Source organism: Serratia sp. ID 25-353, assembly GCF_054792795.1.
Map to the genome: position 1 here is coordinate 247,176 of NZ_CM139236.1, position 21,788 is coordinate 268,963.

Annotated in this window: 19 protein-coding genes, 1 tRNA gene and 1 rRNA gene; 18 read left to right on the top strand and 3 right to left on the bottom strand. The window is 58.6% G+C overall.

What is annotated here, in order from left to right:
• The first annotated feature begins 25 nt into the window (after positions 1–25).
• The 8 genes from ubiE to hemB all read left to right on the top strand — a co-directional run bounded on the left by ubiE (position 26) and on the right by hemB (position 6,595).
• Positions 26–781, top strand: coding sequence for a bifunctional demethylmenaquinone methyltransferase/2-methoxy-6-polyprenyl-1,4-benzoquinol methylase UbiE (gene ubiE / locus ACYF6X_RS01085; protein WP_025304918.1), 756 nt, complete (start codon positions 26–28; stop codon positions 779–781).
• Positions 782–794: 13 nt separating this feature from the next.
• Positions 795–1,403, top strand: a complete 609-nt coding sequence (gene ubiJ / locus ACYF6X_RS01090; protein ID WP_063989043.1) for a ubiquinone biosynthesis protein UbiJ — start codon at positions 795–797, stop codon at positions 1,401–1,403.
• Complete coding sequence (gene ubiB / locus ACYF6X_RS01095; protein ID WP_063989042.1) at positions 1,400–3,031, top strand: ubiquinone biosynthesis regulatory protein kinase UbiB; 1,632 nt, start codon at positions 1,400–1,402, stop codon at positions 3,029–3,031. The genes ubiJ and ubiB overlap by 4 nt, the downstream gene beginning before the upstream one ends.
• Before the next feature lie 80 nt (positions 3,032–3,111).
• Positions 3,112–3,375 carry a Sec-independent protein translocase subunit TatA gene (tatA, locus tag ACYF6X_RS01100; RefSeq protein WP_004934452.1) on the top strand — a complete coding sequence of 88 codons (264 nt, stop codon included), beginning with the start codon at positions 3,112–3,114 and terminating at the stop codon, positions 3,373–3,375.
• A gap of 3 nt (positions 3,376–3,378) precedes the next feature.
• Positions 3,379–3,948 carry a Sec-independent protein translocase protein TatB gene (gene tatB, locus ACYF6X_RS01105; RefSeq protein ID WP_063989041.1) on the top strand — a complete coding sequence of 190 codons (570 nt, stop codon included), beginning with the start codon at positions 3,379–3,381 and terminating at the stop codon, positions 3,946–3,948.
• Positions 3,949–3,951: 3 nt separating this feature from the next.
• Positions 3,952–4,722 (top strand): Sec-independent protein translocase subunit TatC, encoded by a 771-nt coding sequence (gene tatC / locus ACYF6X_RS01110; protein WP_047729370.1) that lies wholly within the window; start codon positions 3,952–3,954, stop codon positions 4,720–4,722.
• Positions 4,723–4,775: 53 nt separating this feature from the next.
• The gene (gene tatD / locus ACYF6X_RS01115) at positions 4,776–5,558 is read left to right on the top strand and encodes a 3'-5' ssDNA/RNA exonuclease TatD (RefSeq protein ID WP_130017519.1); all 783 of its coding nucleotides are present in this window, start codon (positions 4,776–4,778) and stop codon (positions 5,556–5,558) included.
• A 14-nt stretch (positions 5,559–5,572) separates the two neighbouring features.
• Positions 5,573–6,595 carry a porphobilinogen synthase gene (hemB, locus tag ACYF6X_RS01120; RefSeq protein WP_033636707.1) on the top strand — a complete coding sequence of 341 codons (1,023 nt, stop codon included), beginning with the start codon at positions 5,573–5,575 and terminating at the stop codon, positions 6,593–6,595.
• A 45-nt stretch (positions 6,596–6,640) separates the two neighbouring features.
• Here the strand turns inward: hemB and rfaH are convergent, their stop codons facing one another.
• Positions 6,641–7,129 (bottom strand): transcription/translation regulatory transformer protein RfaH, encoded by a 489-nt coding sequence (gene rfaH, locus ACYF6X_RS01125; RefSeq protein ID WP_004934466.1) that lies wholly within the window; start codon positions 7,127–7,129, stop codon positions 6,641–6,643.
• 247 nt (positions 7,130–7,376) lie between these two features.
• Here rfaH and pepE point away from each other — a divergent pair, with 247 nt between their 5' ends.
• The 3 genes from pepE to fre all read left to right on the top strand — a co-directional run bounded on the left by pepE (position 7,377) and on the right by fre (position 10,437).
• Positions 7,377–8,102, top strand: coding sequence for a dipeptidase PepE (gene pepE, locus ACYF6X_RS01130; protein ID WP_107227481.1), 726 nt, complete (start codon positions 7,377–7,379; stop codon positions 8,100–8,102).
• Positions 8,103–8,164: 62 nt separating this feature from the next.
• A complete protein-coding gene (ubiD, locus tag ACYF6X_RS01135; RefSeq protein ID WP_048326642.1) occupies positions 8,165–9,685 on the top strand; it encodes a 4-hydroxy-3-polyprenylbenzoate decarboxylase in 1,521 nt (506 codons plus the stop codon).
• Positions 9,686–9,735: 50 nt separating this feature from the next.
• Positions 9,736–10,437 carry an NAD(P)H-flavin reductase gene (gene fre, locus ACYF6X_RS01140; RefSeq protein ID WP_107227480.1) on the top strand — a complete coding sequence of 234 codons (702 nt, stop codon included), beginning with the start codon at positions 9,736–9,738 and terminating at the stop codon, positions 10,435–10,437.
• Between the two features lie 172 nt (positions 10,438–10,609).
• Here fre and fadA read toward each other — a convergent pair whose 3' ends face one another.
• Entirely contained in the window at positions 10,610–11,773 is a 1,164-nt protein-coding gene (gene fadA, locus ACYF6X_RS01145; RefSeq protein ID WP_025304928.1) for an acetyl-CoA C-acyltransferase FadA, read from the bottom strand.
• A 10-nt stretch (positions 11,774–11,783) separates the two neighbouring features.
• The gene (fadB, locus tag ACYF6X_RS01150) at positions 11,784–13,973 is read right to left on the bottom strand and encodes a fatty acid oxidation complex subunit alpha FadB (protein WP_063989038.1); all 2,190 of its coding nucleotides are present in this window, start codon (positions 13,971–13,973) and stop codon (positions 11,784–11,786) included.
• A gap of 233 nt (positions 13,974–14,206) precedes the next feature.
• Between fadB and ACYF6X_RS01155 the strand changes: the two genes are divergently transcribed.
• From ACYF6X_RS01155 to ACYF6X_RS01185, 7 genes are all read left to right on the top strand, one after another.
• Positions 14,207–15,403 carry an MFS transporter gene (locus ACYF6X_RS01155; protein WP_165384365.1) on the top strand — a complete coding sequence of 399 codons (1,197 nt, stop codon included), beginning with the start codon at positions 14,207–14,209 and terminating at the stop codon, positions 15,401–15,403.
• A 112-nt stretch (positions 15,404–15,515) separates the two neighbouring features.
• Positions 15,516–16,847, top strand: a complete 1,332-nt coding sequence (pepQ, locus tag ACYF6X_RS01160) for a Xaa-Pro dipeptidase (RefSeq protein WP_130017518.1) — start codon at positions 15,516–15,518, stop codon at positions 16,845–16,847.
• Positions 16,847–17,461 (top strand): IMPACT family protein, encoded by a 615-nt coding sequence (locus ACYF6X_RS01165; protein WP_063989035.1) that lies wholly within the window; start codon positions 16,847–16,849, stop codon positions 17,459–17,461. The genes pepQ and ACYF6X_RS01165 overlap by 1 nt, the downstream gene beginning before the upstream one ends.
• A gap of 35 nt (positions 17,462–17,496) precedes the next feature.
• Positions 17,497–18,948, top strand: coding sequence for a Trk system potassium transporter TrkH (gene trkH / locus ACYF6X_RS01170; RefSeq protein ID WP_063989034.1), 1,452 nt, complete (start codon positions 17,497–17,499; stop codon positions 18,946–18,948).
• Positions 18,949–18,969: 21 nt separating this feature from the next.
• On the top strand, positions 18,970–19,503 hold the full coding sequence (gene hemG, locus ACYF6X_RS01175; RefSeq protein WP_063989033.1) for a menaquinone-dependent protoporphyrinogen IX dehydrogenase: 534 nt from the start codon (positions 18,970–18,972) through the stop codon (positions 19,501–19,503).
• 391 nt (positions 19,504–19,894) lie between these two features.
• Positions 19,895–21,436 (top strand): 16S ribosomal RNA (locus ACYF6X_RS01180).
• A 206-nt stretch (positions 21,437–21,642) separates the two neighbouring features.
• Positions 21,643–21,718 (top strand) — tRNA-Glu (locus tag ACYF6X_RS01185).
• Positions 21,719–21,788: the final 70 nt, after the last annotated feature.

The following is a 21,788-nucleotide window of genomic DNA, read 5'->3' on the forward strand; positions in this document are numbered from 1 at the left end:
AATTGACTGAATAGCAGGCAGGACAATGGCAGATCAACCGCAGGAAACCACCGATTTCGGTTTTCGCACCGTCGCTCGAGACGAAAAACAGGCCATGGTGGCGGACGTTTTTCATTCGGTAGCGGCAAAGTATGACGTGATGAACGACCTGATGTCGTTCGGCATCCACCGTATCTGGAAGCGTTTCACCATTGACTGCAGCGGTGTGCGCCGTGGGCAGCGCGTGCTGGATCTGGCCGGCGGTACCGGCGACCTGGCGGCCAAGTTCTCCCGTATGGTTGGCGAGCAGGGGCAGGTGGTGCTGGCGGACATTAACGATTCGATGCTGAAGATGGGGCGCGAGAAGCTGCGCGATCGCGGCATCGTCGGCAACATCAATTACGTGCAGGCCAACGCCGAAGCGCTGCCGTTCCCGGATAATTACTTCGATTGCATCACCATCTCCTTTGGCCTGCGCAACGTCACCGACAAAGACAAAGCGCTGCGCTCGATGTTCCGCGTGCTGAAGCCGGGCGGCCGCCTGCTGGTGCTGGAGTTTTCCAAGCCGCTGCTGGCGCCGCTGAGCAAAGCTTACGACGCTTATTCCTTCCACGTGCTGCCGAAGATCGGCGAGCTGGTAGTGAAAGATCCGGACAGCTACCGCTACCTGGCGGAATCGATCCGCATGCACCCCGATCAGGAAACCCTGAAAGGCATGATGGGCAACGCCGGTTTTGAAAACGTCACCTATTTCAACCTGACCGGTGGGATTGTCGCCCTGCATCGTGGCTTCAAGTTCTGAGAGGGAGATGCCGATGCTGTTTACCCCTCTGCTGACCGGTGCGCTGGAAACCTCGCTGAATAACCTGCTGTTTCGCGATCGCAGCATGAAAGCCGCTCGCCAACGCCTGGCGGGCAAGGTGCTGCGCATCGAACTGGAAGAGCTGGCTTCACCACTGGTGCTGGTGTTCAGCGAACTGCGCGTGGACGTGCTGGGGCAGTCTGAAGACAGTGCCGATTGCACCGTGCGCAGCCGCATTCCCGCCTTACTGAAACTGCGCGACCGCCAGCAGTTACCGGTGCTGATGCGCAGCGGCGAATTGGCGGTGGAAGGTGATATTCAGGTGGTGCAACAGCTGGTTGGCCTGCTCGATCTGGCGGAATGGGATCCGGCGGAGTGGCTGGCACCCTATATCGGCGATATCGCCGCCCAGGGCATTACACAGGCGCTGGGAAAAGGCGCCTCGCTGCTGAAAGACGGCTTTATGCGCCGGCAGCAGGACATGGCGGAGACGTTGACGGAAGAGTGGCGCCTGGCGCCGGGGCCGTTGGAAGTGGTGTGGTTCAACGAGGAAGTTGATGCACTCGCCCGCAGCGCGGAAGCGCTGTCTGCCCGCATGGACACGTTGGAGGGCAAGCGATGACCCCAGGCGAACTGCGACGTTTGTATTTTATCGTCCGCGTTTTTCTCAGCTATGGATTGGACGAGCTGATCCCGACAATGCGTTTGACGCTGCCGCTACGCTTCGGCCGCCGGCTGTTGTTCTGGATGCCGAATCGGCACAAGGACAAGCCGCTGGGTGAACGCCTGCGGTTGGCGCTGCAGGAGCTGGGACCGGTATGGATCAAGTTCGGCCAGATGATGTCGACCCGCCGCGATCTGTTTCCGCCGCAGATTGCCGATCAGCTGACGCTGTTGCAGGACCGGGTCGCGCCTTTCGACGGCGCGCTGGCGCGTAAACATATCGAACTGGCGATGGGCGGCCCGCTGGAAACCTGGTTCGACGATTTCGATCAGCAGCCGCTGGCCTCTGCCTCGATCGCGCAGGTGCATACCGCGCGGCTGAAAACCACCGGCCAGGAAGTGGTGCTGAAGGTGATCCGGCCGGATATCGGGCCGATTATCAAGGCCGACGTGCGCCTGATGTACCGATTGGCAGGTTGGGTGCCGAAGCTGTTGCCGGACGGCCGCCGTCTGCGCCCGCGCGAAGTGGTGCGCGAGTACGAGAAAACCCTGCTGGACGAATTGAACCTGTTGCGCGAAGCGGCCAACGCCATTCAGCTGCGTCGTAATTTCGACGGCAGCCCGATGCTGTACGTACCGGAAGTTTATTCCGACTACTGCCGTGAAAGCGTATTGGTGATGGAGCGCATCTACGGCATTCCTGTCTCGGATATCGCCACGCTGGAGCAGCAGGGCACCAACATGAAACTGTTGGCGGAACGTGGCGTCCAGGTGTTCTTTACCCAGGTATTCCGCGACAGCTTCTTCCATGCGGACATGCATCCCGGTAATATTTTCGTCAGCTACGAACATCCGGAAGATCCTTGCTATATCGGCATCGACTGCGGCATCGTCGGCTCGCTGAACAAGGATGATAAACGCTACTTGGCGGAAAACTTCATCGCCTTCTTCAACCGCGATTACCGCAAGGTGGCGGAACTGCACGTCGACTCCGGTTGGGTGCCGCGCGACACCAACGTGGAAGACTTCGAATTCGCCATCCGCACCGTGTGCGAGCCGATTTTCGAGAAACCGCTGGCGGAGATTTCCTTTGGCAACGTGCTGCTGAACCTGTTCAACACTGCGCGCCGCTTCAATATGGAAGTGCAGCCGCAGCTGGTGTTATTGCAGAAGACCTTGCTGTATGTTGAAGGGCTGGGGCGTCAGCTCTACCCGCAGCTGGATCTGTGGACCACCGCCAAGCCGTTCCTCGAGAGCTGGCTGCGCGATCAGGTCGGCATTCCTGCCGTGGTGCGCGCGCTGAAAGAGAAAGCGCCGTTCTGGGCGGAGAAGCTGCCCGAACTGCCCGAGCTGTTTTACGACAGCCTGCAGCAGCATAAACTGTTGCAACAAAGCGTTGATAAGCTGACCAACCAAATGCAGGCTCAGCGGGTTCGTCAGGGGCAGTCACGTTATTTGTTCGGCGTTGGCGCTACACTCTTGGTAAGCGGCACGCTGTTGCTGCTGGGGCAAATCGAGGTGTTTCCCGCCTGGATGATGGCCGCCGGCATCGTATGCTGGGTGATTGGCTGGAAGCGAACCACCTGATTTAATTCGTTACTCTGGTAAAGTCGGCCCTATAATGCGGGCTGGCTTTAAAAGACCCTTTGAAATTAGAGGTAATTAAAATGGGCGGTATTAGTATTACGCAATTGTTGATCATCGCAGTGATCGTGGTGCTGCTGTTCGGTACCAAAAAACTGCGCACGCTGGGCTCCGATCTCGGCGCCTCGATCAAGGGCTTCAAGAAGGCGATCGGCGACGATACGCCGTCGACCCCTAACACGGCTGAGAAAAGCAGCCTGGATGACGCTGATTTCTCGGCCAAGCCTATTACCGATAAGCAGCCGGAAGTGAAACCGGAAGAGTCGAAGAACAAAGAGCAGGTATAAACCGTGTTTGACATTGGGTTTAGTGAGCTGCTGCTGGTGCTGGTGATCGGCCTGGTTGTTCTGGGGCCGGAACGGTTGCCGGTCGCGGTCAGAACGGTGTCGGGCTGGATCCGTGCGCTGCGCTCGCTGGCGGCCTCGGTGCAGCACGAACTGTCTCAGGAACTGAAGCTGCAGGAGCTGCAGGACAGCCTGAAAAAAGCCGAACAGGCCGGCCTGCAGAACCTGACGCCGGAGTTGAAGGCGTCGATGGATGAGCTGAAAGACGCGGCGGACTCATTGAAACGCACCTATCGGGGCGAGAAAGAAGAGCTGGCGAACACCATTCATAACCCGCAGATCACCGATCCGGAAGCCTTGCACGACGGCGTGACGCCGGCGGAAGCGGCAACCAGCGCCAGCGCGCCCGCCGCCGTGCCAAAACCGGCAGCGGAGCCTGAGGCCGTTGCGGCTGCGTCCCCGACTGCGCCTGTGGCGGCGCAACCGGCTAAAGCACCGGTGGAAACCGCGTCGGCACCTGTCGAACCTGTTGCGGATAAAACCCCTGCGTCTCACCAATCTAGTGGCGATCGTTAATACATGGCTGTTGAAGATACCCAACCCCTTATCAGTCATCTGATAGAGCTGCGCAAGCGGCTGTTGAACTCGATTATTTGCGTGCTGGCGGTGTTCGTGGTGCTGGTGTTTTTCGCCAACGACATCTACCAGCTGGTCTCTGCGCCGCTGCTCAAGCAGCTGCCGGCAGGGGCGAGCATGATCGCCACCGACGTGGCGTCACCGTTCTTTACGCCGATCAAGTTGACCATGATCGTCTCGGTGTTTGTCTCCGCGCCGATGATTCTGTATCAGGTGTGGGCATTCATCGCACCGGCGCTGTACAAGCATGAACGCCGCCTGATGATGCCGCTGCTGGTGTCCAGCAGCCTGCTGTTCTACCTCGGCATGGCTTTCGCCTACTTCATCGTGTTCCCGCTGGCCTTCGGCTTCTTTGCCAAGACCGCGCCGATGGGGGTGACCATTGCGACCGACATTAAAAACTACCTCGATTTCGTCATGGCGCTGTTTATGGCGTTCGGCGTCGCCTTCGAAGTGCCGGTCGCCATCATTCTGCTGTGCTGGAGTGGCGTCACCTCGCCGGAAGATCTGAAGAAGAAACGGCCGTATGTGTTGGTCGGCGCGTTTGTGGTCGGCATGCTGTTGACGCCGCCGGACGTGTTCTCGCAAACCCTGTTGGCAATACCGATGTATCTGCTGTTTGAAGTGGGGGTGTTCTTCGCTCGCTTCTATACCGGAAAACGTCGTCCACAAGCGGAAGAAGAAGACGAGGGTGACGAACCTCCAACACCTTGATCCACATTGATTGCGAAGCCGCCCATTGGGCGGCTTTTGCTTTGGAAAAAACCATGTTTGATATCGGCGTTAATCTCACCAGCAGCCAATTCGCCAAAGACCGCCAGGCGGTGGTGGAACGCGCCCGCGCCGCGGGCGTGACAGGGATGTTGATTACCGGCACCGATCTGGCGGAGAGCCGCGAGGCCGCCGAACTGGCGCAGCAACATGCGGGCTACTGTTGGTCAACCGCCGGCGTGCATCCGCACTACGCCAGCGGTTGGGATGAACACACCGCCGAGCTGATTTATGCGTTGGCCGCGCGCCCTGAAGTGGCGGCGATCGGCGAATGCGGCCTGGATTTCAACCGCAATTTATCGACACCCGCGCAGCAGGAAGCGGCGTTCACCGCGCAGCTGGCGCTGGCGGCGGAATTGGCGCTGCCGGTATTTCTTCATTGCCGCGACGCACACGCACGTTTTGCCGAGCTACTGACGCCGTGGTTGGATAAACTGCCCGCGGCCGTGGTGCACTGCTTCACCGGCACCGCCGAAGAATTAACAAGCTGCCTGGCGCTGGGCCTATCGATCGGGATTACCGGTTGGGTCTGCGACGAGCGGCGCGGCCTGGAATTGCGCGCCCTGTTGCCGCAGATCCCGGCCGAGCGTCTGCTGCTGGAAACGGACGCCCCTTATCTGTTGCCCCGGGATTTACAACCTAAACCCGCATCTCGCCGCAACGAACCCTGTTTCCTGCCCCATATCGTGCATCAGGTCGCCGTCTGGCGACAGGAAGAGCCGCAATGGCTGGGGCAAAAAACCGATGAGAACGCCCGCCGGCTATTCCGGCTGGTTTGAGCTAGGAGAAAACTATGAGCTATGCATTTCCGGGCACCTTCCCAGGTCGCCGTATGCGCCGCGTGCGCCGTCATGACTTCAGCCGCCGCCTGGTGGCCGAGAACCAACTGACGGTCAACGACCTGATTTATCCGGTGTTTGTCATGGAAGGCAGCAACCGCCAGGAAGAAGTGGCCTCGATGCCGGGCGTATCGCGCATGACGATCGATCTGCTGGTCAAGGAAGCGGAAACCATCGCCAAACTCGGCGTGCCGGTGATCTCCCTGTTCCCGGTGATCGAACCGGGTCTGAAATCGCTGCATGCGGAAGAAGCCTATAACCCGGAAGGGCTGGTGCAGCGCACGGTGCGTGCGCTGAAAGACGCGGTGCCTGAGCTGGGCATTCTGACTGACGTTGCGCTCGATCCTTACACCACCCACGGGCAGGACGGGGTCATCGATGAGCAGGGTTACGTGATTAACGACGTGACCAAAGACATTCTGGTGCGTCAGGCGCTGTCCCATGCCGAAGCGGGCGCGGAAATCGTGGCACCGAGCGACATGATGGACGGCCGCATCGGGGCGATCCGCGATCGTCTGGAATTGCAGGGCCTGGTGAATACCCAGATTATGGCCTACTCCGCCAAGTATGCTTCCTGCTACTACGGCCCGTTCCGCGATGCGCTGGGCTCCAGCGGCAACCTGAAGGGCGGCAACAAGAAGACTTATCAGATGGATCCGGCCAACAGCGACGAAGCGCTGCAGGAGATTGCACAGGATCTGCAGGAAGGTGCGGACATGGTGATGGTGAAACCGGGCATGCCGTACCTCGACGTTGTGCGCCGCGTGAAGGATACCTTCGGCGTGCCAACCTTCGCTTATCAGGTGTCCGGCGAGTACGCCATGCATATGGCGGCGATTCAGAACGGCTGGCTGCAGGAGCAACCTGCGGTGATGGAGTCGTTGATGTGCTTCAAACGCGCCGGTGCCGACGGTGTGCTGACCTACTTCGCCAAGCGTGTTGCCCAGTGGTTGCACGACGACGCGATGCGTCGTTAAGCGCAAAATGAGCCAACAAAAAGGCGCCTGAGGGCGCCTTTTGCATTACATCTTCTGGAACTGTCGGTTGTCGATGCTTTGACTGACCTGTTTGTTGATCAGGTTGAGCAACAGCATCGAGCGGGCCTCGCCGTCCGGCTCGGTGTAGATCGCCTGCAGCCCTTCGAACACGCCGTCGACGATCAGGACGGTATCCCCCGGCTGCGGGGTTTCCGGATCGACGTAGGTTTCGCTGGCGTGCGTGCGCAGCTCATCGATCACCTTGCTCGGGATGACGCTCGGCAGCGCGCCGAAACGCACGAAGTGGCTGACGCCGCGGGTGGCGCTGATGGTGGTGGTGTGAATGCGCTCCGGGTCGAACTCCACAAACAGATAGTTGGGAAACAGGGGTTCGCTGACCGCGATGCGCTTGCCACGCACGATCTTTTCCAGCGTGATGATCGGGCTGAGGCAGTTTACCTGCTGCCGTTCCAGATGTTCCTGCGCTCGCAACAGCTGACCGCGTTTGCAATAAAGTAGATACCAGGATTCCATAATTTCACATGCCTTTCTGCCAGCCGGTAAGCATATCAAAAGCTATTCCGGATACATAGTGATGCAAGTTTCAGCGTGTAACATCACCTATCTCTATGAATATGAGGCTATTAGCGAGGGGTCACACACTTATCGATGCGGCGCTGGTATAACAGAGGGCTAAAAATTTGTTACCGTCACAGTATGACAAGGCGTTATGCCACCGGCTGTGACGCTATTCATCGTTTTTGACCGAGGGGGAAAAGAAATGGAGCTGTTTCTGTTGAGCAACGGCAAGCTGTCTGGCGAAGCCGAGCTGCTGGGGTACGCCAAAAGCCAACTGCTGGCGATGATTGCGCGTCGCGGCATCAAATCCGCCGTATTTATCCCTTATGCGCTGATCCGTTACGACTACGACCAGCGTGCGCAGGAGCTGGCGCAAACGCTGGGCATCGAAGTCACCAGCATCCACCACGCCGCTTCGCCGGCAGCGGCGATCGCGCAGGCGGAATGCATTTTGGTCAGCGGCGGCAATACCTGGTTGCTGAACCAAATGCTGCACGAGCAAGGCCTGATTGTGCCCATCCAGCGCGCGGTGCGCGAGCGTGAGGTGCCTTACGTCGGCTGGAGCGCCGGTTGCAACGTGGCCACGCCGAGCATTCGCACCACCAATGATATGCCGGTGCGCTGCAGCGTGGTGCTGCCGGCGCTGGGGCTGTTCCCGGTGCAGATCAACCCGCATTATATCGACGCGCATATCAGCGGCCACATGGGCGAAACCCGTGACGAGCGCCTGGCGGAGTTTTGCGCGATCAACCCGAGCGAATCGGTGGTGGCGCTGCGTGAAGGCAGCCTGCTGCACGTTGAAGGCAATGCGCTGCGTTACTTCAGTGCTAACGGGCAAGGCTTCAAGGTGTTTCGCCACGGCGAGGAGACGCGCGAATATCAGGATGCGCGTGCGCTGGCCACGCTGGTGCCGTTCAACTGTGGCTGAGGGCCACCCGGCAGCGGGCGGCGTTAACAAAATTGCAGCAACAACCGTGAAGAGGGCTTATAATGCCCTCCCCACTGGCCGTTATAATGATCAGCATGAAATACCGTGACTTACGCGATTTCCTCTCGTTGCTGGAGAAGAGAGGGGAACTAAAACGCATCAGCCAGCCGATCGATCCTTACCTGGAAATGACGGAGATTGCCGATCGCACCCTGCGGGCAGGCGGCCCGGCATTGCTGTTTGAAAACCCGAAAGGGTACGACATGCCGGTGCTGTGCAACCTGTTCGGCACCGCCAATCGCGTGGCTATGGGCATGGGGCAGGAAGACATCAGCGCGCTGCGCGAAGTCGGCAAACTGCTGGCGTTCCTCAAAGAACCGGAGCCGCCGAAAGGTTTCCGCGATCTGTTCGACAAAATGCCGAAGTTCAAGCAGGTGCTGAACATGCCGACCAAGGTGCTGGGTTCCGCGCCTTGTCAGGAGCAGGTATGGCAGGGTGATGATGTCGATCTGGGCCGTATTCCGGTGATGCACTGCTGGCCGGAAGACGCCGCGCCGCTGATCACCTGGGGGCTGACGGTGACTCGCGGCCCGCATAAGGAACGGCAAAATCTCGGCATCTATCGCCAGCAGGTGCTGGGCAAGAATAAAGTGATCATGCGCTGGCTGTCGCATCGCGGCGGCGCGCTGGATTATCAGGAATGGTGCCAGGCGCACCCCGGCGAGCGTTTCCCGGTCGCGGTTGCACTGGGCGCCGATCCCGCCACCATCCTCGGTGCGGTCACGCCGGTGCCGGATACCCTGTCTGAATACGCTTTTGCCGGGCTGTTGCGCGGCAATAAAACCGAAGTGGTCAAGTGCCTTTCCAACGATCTGGAAGTGCCCGCCAGCGCCGAAATCGTGCTGGAAGGCTATATCGAGCCGGGTGAAATGGCGCCGGAAGGCCCCTACGGCGACCACACCGGTTACTACAATGAAATCGACCAGTTCCCGGTGTTCACCGTCACCCACATCACCCAGCGCCGCAACGCGATCTACCACTCGACCTACACCGGCCGCCCGCCGGATGAGCCGGCGATCCTGGGCGTGGCGCTGAATGAAGTGTTCGTGCCGATCCTGCAAAAACAGTTCCCGGAAATCGTCGATTTCTATCTGCCGCCGGAAGGGTGCTCGTACCGCCTGGCGGTAGTGACCATGAAGAAACAGTACGCTGGCCACGCTAAACGCGTGATGATGGGCGTCTGGTCGTTCCTGCGGCAGTTTATGTACACCAAATTTGTTATCGTCTGCGATGACGACGTCAATGCGCGCGACTGGAACGACGTGATTTGGGCGATCACCACACGAATGGATCCGGCAAGGGATACCGTTCTGGTGGAGAATACGCCGATCGACTATCTGGACTTCGCCTCGCCGGTTTCCGGCCTGGGTTCGAAGATGGGGCTGGACGCCACCAATAAATGGCCGGGTGAAACCGATCGCGAATGGGGCCGTCCGATTCAGATGGATGAAAAGGTACGTGCGCGCGTCGACGAAATCTGGGATGAGCTCGCAATCTTCAGTGACAGGGAACCGACGCTGTAGCGTCAGGCCCTGTTCTCAGCTTTGCATTGATGACCCGACAGAGGGAACGCATGACAATATTGAGCTGTAAAGTGACCTCGGTAGAGGCCATTACCGATACGGTTTATCGGGTACGTCTGGTGCCTGAGCAGCCGTTTTCTTTCAAGGCAGGGCAATATCTGATGGTGGTGATGGACGAGCGCGACAAGCGCCCGTTCTCGCTGGCATCTACCCCGACGCAGCAAGATTACATCGAGCTGCACATCGGCGCTTCGGAGCTGAATCTGTACGCCATGGCGGTGATGGATCGCATCCTGAAAGAGCAGGCGATCACCGTCGATATGCCGCACGGCGACGCCTGGCTGCGGGAAGAGGGCAGCCGTCCGCTGGTGCTGATAGCCGGCGGCACCGGTTTCTCCTACGCGCGTTCAATCTTGTTGACCGCGCTGGAGCAGCAGCCCGATCGCGACATTTCTATCTACTGGGGCGGGCGCGAGCTGAAGCACCTGTACGATCTGAGCGAGCTGGAAGCGCTGTCGTTGCAGCACCCGAATCTGAAGGTGATCCCGGTGGTCGAGCAGCCGGAAGCCGAATGGCGCGGCCGCAGCGGCACCGTGCTCAGCGCGGTGCTGCAGGATTTCGGCACGCTGGCGGAGCACGACATCTATATCGCCGGGCGTTTCGAGATGGCGAAAATCGCCCGTGAGCGTTTCTGCGCCGAGCGCGGCGCGCTGGAAGCGCATATGTTCGGCGACGCGTTTTCGTTTATCTGACCGATGCGATGCGCAGTGAACGGGGTGGCCGAGTGTCGCCCCGTTTTTATTTGGGCGCCGGCAAACTTCAGGCATAAAAAACCCGCCCCTGACAGGCGGGAAGAACGGCAACTAAACTTGGCGGGATGCCGCGATTTGAAGTGGTGACGCGGTCATCCCAAGATAGACACAGCTAAACGCGTTCAAAGACGGTGGCGATACCCTGGCCCAGGCCGATGCACATGGTCGCCAGGCCGAACTGTGCGTCGCGACGTTCCATGTTGTTCAACAGGGTGGTCGAGATGCGGGAGCCTGAACACCCCAGCGGGTGGCCGAGCGCGATGGCACCGCCGTTCAGGTTGATCTTGTCGTCGATGCTGTCCATCAGCCCCAAATCCTTGATGCACGGCAGCGACTGGGCGGCGAACGCTTCGTTCAGCTCGAACAGATCGATGTCCTGCACGCTCAGACCGGCGCGTTTCAGCGCCAGCTTGCTGGCCGGCACCGGGCCGTAACCCATGATGGAAGGATCGCAGCCGACGACCGCCATCGAGCGGATGCGGGCGCGGGCCTTCAAACCGAGCGCTTTGGCGCGCGATTCGCTCATCAGCAGCATGGCGGAAGCGCCGTCCGACAGGGCGGAAGAACTGCCGGCGGTGACGGTACCGTTGACCGGATCGAACGCCGGACGCAGGGCCGACAGGCTTTCGACGGTGGTTTCCGGGCGAATGACTTCATCGAAATCGTAACGGGTCAGCACGCCGTCGGCGTCGTGGCCGTTGGTCGGTATGATCTCGTTTTTAAAGTAACCGGCCAGCGTCGCCGCATGCGCGCGCTGGTGGGAGCGGGCGGCAAACTCATCCTGCATCTGGCGGCTGATGTTGTGCATCTTGGCCAGCATTTCGGCGGTCAAACCCATCATCCCGGCGGCTTTGGCCACGCTGCGGCTCAGCCCCGGATGGAAATCCACGCCGTGGTTCATCGGCACATGGCCCATGTGTTCCACGCCGCCGATCAGGCTGACGTGCGCGTCGCCAACCATGATGGCGCGCGCCGCGTCGTGCAGCGCCTGCATCGAAGAGCCGCACAGGCGGTTGACGGTCACCGCCGGCACGCGGTGCGGGATCTCGGCCAGCAGCGCGGCGTTGCGGGCGATGTTGAAGCCTTGTTCCAGCGTCTGCTGCACGCAGCCCCAATAAATGTCATCGATCTCGGCGGCGTCCAGCGCCGGGTTGCGGCTCAGCACTTCACGCATCAGGTGAGCGGAGAGATCTTCGGCGCGCACCTGGCGGAAGGCGCCGCCCTTGGAGCGGCCCATCGGCGTGCGTACGGCATCAACAATTACTACGTTTTCCATCTTTATGACCTCATGCCGGTTGGCGGGTAGCGACGTCGGACAGCGGTGTCGCCACCGGGTAGTAGCTTTCATTGCGTTCGGCTTTGGCGCGCAGACCGGCCGGCACCTGATACAGGGCGCCGAGGTGTGCGTAACGCTGGGCCAGCTCAACGTAGTTGGCGGTGCCGAGCGTATCCAGGTAGCGGAACGCGCCGCCGTGGAACGGAGGGAAGCCGATGCCGTAGACCAGCGCCATATCGGCCTCCGCCGGGCTGGCGACGATCTTCTCTTCCAGGCAGCGAACCACTTCGTTGATCATCGGGATCATCATGCGCGCGATGATTTCTTCGTCGCTGATGGTCTGGCGCGGTTGGCTCACTGCGGCCAGCAGCGCATCGGTCTGCTCGTCGTTGTCCTTACGTGGCCTGCCTTTGCTGTCCTGGCTGTAGCGGTAGAAGCCCAGCTGATTTTTCTGACCGAAGCGCTGGTTGTCGAACATCACGTCAATGGCGTCGCGATAGTCTTTGCTCATGCGATCCGGGAAGCCGGCGGCCATTACCGCCTGCGCGTGGTGTGCGGTGTCGATGCCCACGACGTCGAGCAGGTAGGCCGGGCCCATCGGCCAGCCGAACTGTTTTTCCATCACTTTATCGATCTGACGGAAGTCGGCACCGTCGCGCAGCAGCAGGCTGAAACCGGCGAAATACGGGAACAGCACGCGGTTGACGAAGAAGCCCGGGCAGTCGTTCACCACAATCGGCGTTTTGCCCATGCGGCTGGCGTAGGCCACCACTTTGGCGATAGTGTCGTCACTGGTCAGCTCGCCGCGGATGATTTCAACCAGCGGCATGCGGTGTACCGGGTTAAAGAAGTGCATGCCGCAGAAGTTTTGCGGGCGCTTCAGCGATTTTGCCAGGTGATTAATCGGAATGGTCGAGGTGTTCGACGCCAGCACGGTGTCCTCGCCGATCAGGTTTTCCACTTCCGACAGCACGGCGGCTTTGACCTTCGGATTCTCGACGACCGCTTCAACGATCACCTGCGCGCGCTCGATGCCGGCGTAGTCCAGCGTCGGCTGAATGGTCGAGAGCACCTGCGCCATTTTCAGGCCATCCAGCTTGCCGCGCTCCAGTTGCTTATTGAGCAGCTTGGCCGCTTCGTTCATGCCCAGCGTCAGCGACTTGTCGCTGATGTCTTTCATGATCACCGGCACACCTTTCAGCGCCGATTGGTAAGCGATGCCGCCGCCCATGATGCCGGCGCCCAGCACTGCCGCCTGTTTCGGCGCATCCACATTCTTGGCCAGCTTTTTCGCCTGGCCCTTCACGAACTGATCGTTAAGGAAGATACCGACCAGCGCGCGCGCTTCGTTGGAACGCGCCAACGGCACGAAGCTGGCGGTTTCCAGTTTCAGCGCTTCATCGCGGCCCAGTTTGGCGGCGGCTTCAATGGTCTTCACTGCGGTCATCGGCGCCGGGTAATGTTTACCGGCGGTCTGCAGCACCATGCCTTTGGCGGTGGTGAAGCTCATCGCTGCTTCAATCGGGCTGAGTTTCAGCGGCTCCAGCTTAGGTTGACGCGCGGCGCGCCAGTCCAGCTTGCCGTCGATCGCCTGTTGCAGCATTTTCAGCGCTGCTTCGGCCAGTTTTTCTGGTGCCACCACCGCATCCACCAGGCCGACTTTCAACGCGTCTTTGGCGCTGACGTCTTTGCCGGCGGCGATGATTTCCAGCGCGCTGTCGTTACCCAGCAGGCGCGGCAGGCGGACGGAACCGCCGAAGCCCGGCATGATGCCCAATTTGGTTTCCGGCAGGCCGATGCGCGCGTCCGGTGAGGCGACGCGGAAATCGGTCGCCAGAATGCATTCGCAACCGCCGCCGAGCGCATAGCCGTTAATGGCCGAAATGGTCGGCACCGGCAAATCTTCCAGTCGGTTAAAGACGTTGTTGGCGAACACCAGCCACTCGTGCAGCTTTTCAGCCGGTGCGGCGAACAGAGAAAGGAATTCGGTGATATCGGCGCCGACGATAAACGCGGCTTTGGAGGAGCGCAGCAACAGCCCCTTCAGCTCAGGCTGGTTTTCCAGCACGGTGAGCGCTTCGCCCAGGCTGGCGACGGTGCGGGTGTCCAGCTTGTTGACCGAGCCCGGTGAGTTAAACACCAGCTCGGCGATGCCGTTATCGAGCCAGTGCAGTTGTAATGTTTCGCCTTGGTAGAGCATGTCTATCTCCTGAATCAGCGTATGATCTGGTATGACCAGATGATGAGGAGTGTGGTTTTTATGTTAAAAATATGCAAATGAGAGATTGCATATTTGCAGGTCTGATCACATCTCACCAAGTTAGTGTTTTGATTTAAAAAGAAGTTATATTTTATGTGCTATCGGCATTTGCTGGAGTTTGTCAGCCCTCATACACTTGCCTGCAGCGATTTATCATTCAGACGAGGTGAGGCATGAATAAAGCGGCTTGTGTTAAACGCAGCGGCTTATGGAGCATTCCCGCCAGAACCATGACGCTGGCGTGTCTGTTGGTGTTTATGGCGCAAATGGCGACGACCGTGTATCTGCCTTCTCTGCCGACGGTGATGCACGAGCTGGCAATGAGCCGGCGCGCCACCGAGCTGTCCATTTCGATCTTCGTCATCGGCGCTGCCTTGCCGGTGCTGTTCTGGGGCGCGGCCGCCGATCGCTTTGGCCGCCGAGCGCCGCTGATGCTTTCCCTGCTTCTTTTTATTGGCTGCAGCGGGCTGTTGGCGCTGTGCAGCAACGGCACTCAGCTGTTGACGCTGCGTGCGCTGCAGGGCGTGGGCGCCGGTGGTGCGGCGATCATTGCGCGTATCATCGTGCGGGATAACTGGAGCGGCGACGAGCTGGCGCGGCGTTTGTCGGTGCTCTCCATCGCTTTTATCACCGCGCTGGGCGGCGGTCAGTTTGTCGGCGGCCTGCTCAGCCAATATTCGCACTGGCAGATGGGCTTCGTCTTGATGGGCGTCACCGGTTTGGCCATTCTGGCGCTGATGGCGACGCTGCCACTGGAGGCGGGGCGCGCATGCGGGCCACGCCCGGCGATGGCGGCCACCTACTTCGCCATCCTGCGGCGGCCGGGATTTTTTTGGCCGACCTGCGCCGGTGGGCTGGGCTTCGCCACCACGGTGATGCTGCAGGAGGTGAGCCCGTTCGTCATGCAGCAGGGTTTTGGCCTCAACGTCACGGCGTTTGGCGCGCTGGGATTGGTGCTCGGCATTGCCTACTTTAGCGGCGCGTTGACGGTGAACCGCACGGTGGCGCGTGTCGGCGGGAAAAAACTGATGCAAACCGGCAGCGGTATCGTCGCTCTGGCGACGGCGGCGATCCTGCTGTTGTGGTGGAGCGATATCCTGGCTGGCCTTTCCGGTATGGCATTATTCATCGCGTTGTATTGTCTGACTATTTTTGGCCAGGCAGTGTTATTTCCCAACAGCATGGCGATGGCGGTCAGCGACGCCAAAGAGTACGGCGCCTATGCGATGGCGCTGTGCGGCTTTTTGCAGCAGAGTCTGGCGGGCGTCGCCGCGGCCGGCGCGGTATTGTTGGAGCATCATGGCCTATGGGCGCTGGCGATAGCGTTGCTCGGCCTGGCCGGCTGGCTAATGGTTAAACTGCGGATGTAACGGCATTTGCAGGGAATTGCGAGCTGCTCCGCATGCCCAACGCGATGAGGTTGGTGCGTCGGAGCGCTGTGTTAAGATGACTTCTTTCGTGCTAAGGCATAAGGGTACTGTGATGGAAACGCTGGCTTCTTTGTATAACGACCACCTGGCAGAGCTGCAAAAACGCGCGCGCGAAGTGCTGGAGCGCAACAAATTGGATGCGCTGCTGATTCACTCCGGGGAACTGCAAAAGGTATTTTTGGACGACCATAGCTATCCGTTCAAAGTGAACGCGCATTTCAAAGCCTGGGTGCCGGTGACGTCGGTGCCGAACTGCTGGTTGTGGATCGACGGTGTCAATAAGCCGAAGCTGTGGTTCTACTCCCCGGTCGACTACTGGCACAGCGTAGAGCCGCTGCCGGACAGTTTCTGGACCAAATCCCTTGAATTGATGCCGCTGGCCAACGCTGACACCATCGCCCAGCAGCTTCCGCCGCAGCGCGAACGCGTGGGCTATATCGGTTATGCGCAACAGCGCGCCCGCGATCTCGGCATCCCTTCTGAGAACATCAACCCGAAAACGGTGCTGAACTACCTGGATTTCCACCGTTCGATCAAAACCGGCTATGAGCTGGCCTGCATGCGCGAAGCGCAGAAGACGGCGGTAACCGGCCATCGTGCGGCGCATGAGGCCTTCCTCTCCGGCATGAGTGAGTTCGACATCAACCTGGCCTACCTGACGGCGACCGGCCACCGCGATACCGACGTGCCTTACGACAACATCGTGGCGCTGAACGAACATGCTTCGGTATTGCACTACACCAAGCTGGATCATCAGCCGCCGGCCGAATCCCTGAGTTTCCTGATCGACGCCGGCGCGGAATATAACGGCTACGCCGCCGATCTGACCCGCACCTACGCGGCGCAAAGCGGCAGCGAGTTCGCCCACCTGGTGAAAGATCTCAACGGTGAACAGCTGGCGCTGATCGACACCATCAAGACCGGCGTGCGCTATACCGACTACCATGTGCAAATGCATCAGCGCATCGCCAAGCTGCTCAAGAGTCACAAGTTGGTGAACGGCCTCAGTGAAGAGGCGATGGTTGAAACGGGTATTACCACGCCGTTCCTGCCGCACGGGCTGGGCCATCCGCTGGGCCTGCAGGTGCACGACGCCGCCGGCTTTATGCAGGACGAGCAAGGCACCCATCTGGCGGCGCCGTCCAGGTATCCGTTCCTGCGTTGCACCCGCGTGTTGCAGCCGGGCATGGTGTTGACCATCGAGCCGGGTCTGTACTTCATCGAATCTCTGTTGGCGCCGTGGCGCAGCGGTGAGTTCAAGCAGCACTTCGCCTGGGATCGCATCGATGCGCTGAAGCCGTATGGTGGCATCCGTATTGAAGACAACATTGTGATCCACGAAAAGCGTATCGAGAACATGACGCGCGATCTGAACCTGGCCTGATGCGGCCGTACCCGATACCGGCGGAAGCAACCCGCTTTACCGAAGAAATAAAGAAGAGCCGTTTTATCACCCTGCTGGCGCCGACCAGCGGGGTGGAGGCGGCAAAGGCGTTTATTCAGCAGGTGCGGGATGAGCACCCGGCGGCGAGGCACCATTGTTGGGCTTTCGTCGCCGGCAGCCCTGATGACTCGCAGCTGCTGGGGTTCTCCGACGATGGAGAACCGTCGGGCACCGCCGGCAAACCGATCCTCGCGCAGCTGATGGGCAGCGGTATCGGCGAATTGACCGCCGTGGTCGTCCGGTACTATGGCGGCGTCAAGCTGGGTACCGGCGGGCTGGTGAAAGCCTATGGTAACGGTGTTCAACAGGCGTTGAAGCAGTTGGCGTTGGTACAAAAGGTGCCGGAAGCCGAATATATCTTGCAGTGCGACTATGCTCAATTGGCGCTGGTGGAGAACTTGCTGCAGCAAACCGCAGGTCGGATCCTGCAGGGCGAATACGGTGCCGCCGTCGTGCTGCATCTGGCGTTGCCGGCCACCGAGGTCGAGTTGTTTGGAAATAAATTGCGTGATCTCAGTCGCGGTAATTTGCAATTAACCCCCATTTCGCAATAATTCCTCCCAATTGAATTGCTAAGGATCGTGCTGAAATGCATTTTCGCGCCATAACCCGTATCGTTGGTCTGCTGGTCATCCTGTTCTCCGGGACGATGTTTATTCCCGGCCTGGTGGCATTGATTTACCGCGATGGGGCGGGGCGCGCGTTCAGCCAAACCTTCTTCGTGGCGCTGATCATCGGTCTGATGCTGTGGTGGCCGAACCGCAAACAAAAACACGAACTGAAGCCCCGTGAAGGCTTCCTGATCGTCGTGTTGTTCTGGACCGTGTTGGGCAGCGTAGGGGCATTGCCGTTCCTGTTTTCGGAGCGGCCCAACTTGTCGCTGACCGACGCCTTCTTTGAATCTTTCTCGGGATTGACGACCACGGGTGCGACGACGTTGGTGGGGTTGGACTCGTTGCCGAAGGCCATTCTGTTCTATCGCCAAATGCTGCAATGGATGGGGGGCATGGGGATCATCGTATTGGCGGTGGCGATACTGCCGATACTCGGCGTCGGCGGCATGCAGCTGTATCGGGCAGAAATGCCCGGGCCGCTGAAAGATAACAAGATGCGTCCACGCATCGCCGAAACCGCCAAGACCCTGTGGTTAATCTATGTGTTGCTGACCGTCGCCTGTGCGCTGGCGCTCTGGGGGGCTGGGATGTCGGTGTTCGACGCCATCGGCCACAGTTTCTCGACCATCGCCATCGGCGGGTTTTCTACTCACGACGCCAGTATCGGTTATTACGCCAGTCCGACCATTAATACCATCATCGCCGTGTTCCTGCTGATTTCCGGCTGTAACTACGGCCTGCACTTCGCTTTGCTAAGCGGCCGCAGTCTGAAGGTGTACGGGCGCGATCCTGAATTCCGCATGTTCATCTTCGTTCAACTAACGCTGGTGGTGGTGTGCACGCTGGTGCTCTGGGGACATGGCGTCTATAAGAGCGGTATGGAAACGCTCAATCAGGCATTTTTCCAGGTGGTATCGATGGCGACCACGGCCGGTTTTACGACCGACAGTATCGCCAAGTGGCCGCTGTTCTTACCGATGTTGCTGCTGTGTTCGGCGTTCATCGGCGGTTGCGCCGGCTCGACCGGCGGCGGCCTGAAAGTGATCCGTATCCTGCTGCTGTACCTGCAGGGCTCGCGCGAGTTGAAAAGGCTGGTGCACCCCAACGCGGTCTATACCATCAAATTGGGCAATCGTGCGCTGCCGGAACGTATTCTGGAGGCGGTGTGGGGATTCTTCTCCGCCTATGCGTTGGTGTTTATTGTCAGCATGCTGGCGATCATTGCCACTGGCGTCGACGACTTTTCCGCGTTCGCCGCAGTGACGGCAACGCTCAATAACCTCGGCCCCGGCCTGGGCGTGGTGGCGGATAACTTCACCACGATGCCGGCGGCGGCCAAGTGGATCCTGGTGGTGACGATGCTGTTCGGGCGCCTGGAAGTGTTTACATTGCTGGTGCTGTTCACGCCAACCTTCTGGCGTGAGTGAGCCTGATATAAGGAGTACGCCATGAAGGCATTGATACTTTATTCGAGCCGTGACGGGCAAACACGCGCTATCGCTTCTTATATAGCAAGCAAGCTGCAGGACACGCTGCGTTGTGAGGTGATCGATCTGCTGCAGGCGGAACAGGTCGATCTTAGCCAGTATCAGCAGGTGATGATCGGCGCTTCTATCCGTTACGGGCACTTTAACCCGGCGCTGGATAAATTCGTCAAACGGCATGCCGAGCAACTGAATCGAATGGCGAGCGCGTTCTTTGCCGTGAACCTGACCGCGCGTAAACCGGAAAAGCGCTCGCCGCAAACCAACGCTTATACCCGCAAGTTCCTGCTGGCCTCGCCGTGGCAGCCAAAACAGTGCGCGGTGTTTGCTGGCGCATTGCGTTATCCGCGTTATCGCTGGTTCGACCGCATCATGATTCAATTTATTATGCGTATGACGGGCGGTGAAACGGATACCAGTAAGGAAGTAGAGTACACCGATTGGCAGCAGGTCGACCGTTTCGCCCAGGAATTTAGCCAGATCCAGTACGAAAAGTGACAAAAACGCGGGTTTGGCCAGCGTTTTGCCGAAAAAAACCGCGTTTGAAAAGTTTTTTGCATTTAGGGGTTGCGGCCCGCCGAGAACTCCCTATAATGCGCCTCCACTGACCGGGAACAACGACTGACAAGCCGCCGGGTCAGCGAGAGGAAAGCGAAATAAACGCTTGACTCTCAGGGCGAAAAGCGTAATATACGCAGCCCGTGCCGATGAGTTTCTCGGCACTGCTCTTTAACAATTTATCAGACAATCTGTGTGGGCACTCCACAAGACGATATCCAGCATCTTCGGATGCAAAAAAATATCAAGTCTTGAAGAGTGACTAACTGAAGTAAAATTCATGCAGTAAATCTTTGAGCATCGCTTCTCGAGTGGAAGCAAATCAAGCTTTTAATTGAAGAGTTTGATCATGGCTCAGATTGAACGCTGGCGGCAGGCTTAACACATGCAAGTCGAGCGGTAGCACAAGAGAGCTTGCTCTCTGGGTGACGAGCGGCGGACGGGTGAGTAATGTCTGGGAAACTGCCTGATGGAGGGGGATAACTACTGGAAACGGTAGCTAATACCGCATAACGTCGCAAGACCAAAGAGGGGGACCTTCGGGCCTCTTGCCATCAGATGTGCCCAGATGGGATTAGCTAGTAGGTGGGGTAATGGCTCACCTAGGCGACGATCCCTAGCTGGTCTGAGAGGATGACCAGCCACACTGGAACTGAGACACGGTCCAGACTCCTACGGGAGGCAGCAGTGGGGAATATTGCACAATGGGCGCAAGCCTGATGCAGCCATGCCGCGTGTGTGAAGAAGGCCTTCGGGTTGTAAAGCACTTTCAGCGAGGAGGAAGGTGGTGAACTTAATACGTTCATCAATTGACGTTACTCGCAGAAGAAGCACCGGCTAACTCCGTGCCAGCAGCCGCGGTAATACGGAGGGTGCAAGCGTTAATCGGAATTACTGGGCGTAAAGCGCACGCAGGCGGTTTGTTAAGTCAGATGTGAAATCCCCGGGCTCAACCTGGGAACTGCATTTGAAACTGGCAAGCTAGAGTCTCGTAGAGGGGGGTAGAATTCCAGGTGTAGCGGTGAAATGCGTAGAGATCTGGAGGAATACCGGTGGCGAAGGCGGCCCCCTGGACGAAGACTGACGCTCAGGTGCGAAAGCGTGGGGAGCAAACAGGATTAGATACCCTGGTAGTCCACGCTGTAAACGATGTCGATTTGGAGGTTGTGCCCTTGAGGCGTGGCTTCCGGAGCTAACGCGTTAAATCGACCGCCTGGGGAGTACGGCCGCAAGGTTAAAACTCAAATGAATTGACGGGGGCCCGCACAAGCGGTGGAGCATGTGGTTTAATTCGATGCAACGCGAAGAACCTTACCTACTCTTGACATCCAGAGAACTTTCCAGAGATGGATTGGTGCCTTCGGGAACTCTGAGACAGGTGCTGCATGGCTGTCGTCAGCTCGTGTTGTGAAATGTTGGGTTAAGTCCCGCAACGAGCGCAACCCTTATCCTTTGTTGCCAGCGGTTCGGCCGGGAACTCAAAGGAGACTGCCAGTGATAAACTGGAGGAAGGTGGGGATGACGTCAAGTCATCATGGCCCTTACGAGTAGGGCTACACACGTGCTACAATGGCATATACAAAGAGAAGCGACCTCGCGAGAGCAAGCGGACCTCATAAAGTATGTCGTAGTCCGGATTGGAGTCTGCAACTCGACTCCATGAAGTCGGAATCGCTAGTAATCGTAGATCAGAATGCTACGGTGAATACGTTCCCGGGCCTTGTACACACCGCCCGTCACACCATGGGAGTGGGTTGCAAAAGAAGTAGGTAGCTTAACCTTCGGGAGGGCGCTTACCACTTTGTGATTCATGACTGGGGTGAAGTCGTAACAAGGTAACCGTAGGGGAACCTGCGGTTGGATCACCTCCTTACCTAAAGATATTGATTCGAGTGGCGTGCTCACACAGATTGTCTGATGAAAAAGTAATGAGCAAACAAAACCTTGTGGTATAGGTAAGTGCCAGGAGATTTGTGACTGTCCAGTGCAGTGACAAACGACAATGGCGCTCGATTTTTCACGAAAAATCTCACCTTTACCCGAAATTATCGAATCGGTGATTCGATAAGCCAATTTCGGGTCCCCATCGTCTAGAGGCCTAGGACACTGCCCTTTCACGGCTGTAACAGGGGTTCGAATCCCCTTGGGGACGCCATTCCGATAATGAGTGAAAGACATTATCACCGGTTAGCGATAACCGAAAAAATCTTAAAGATGACTTGCGA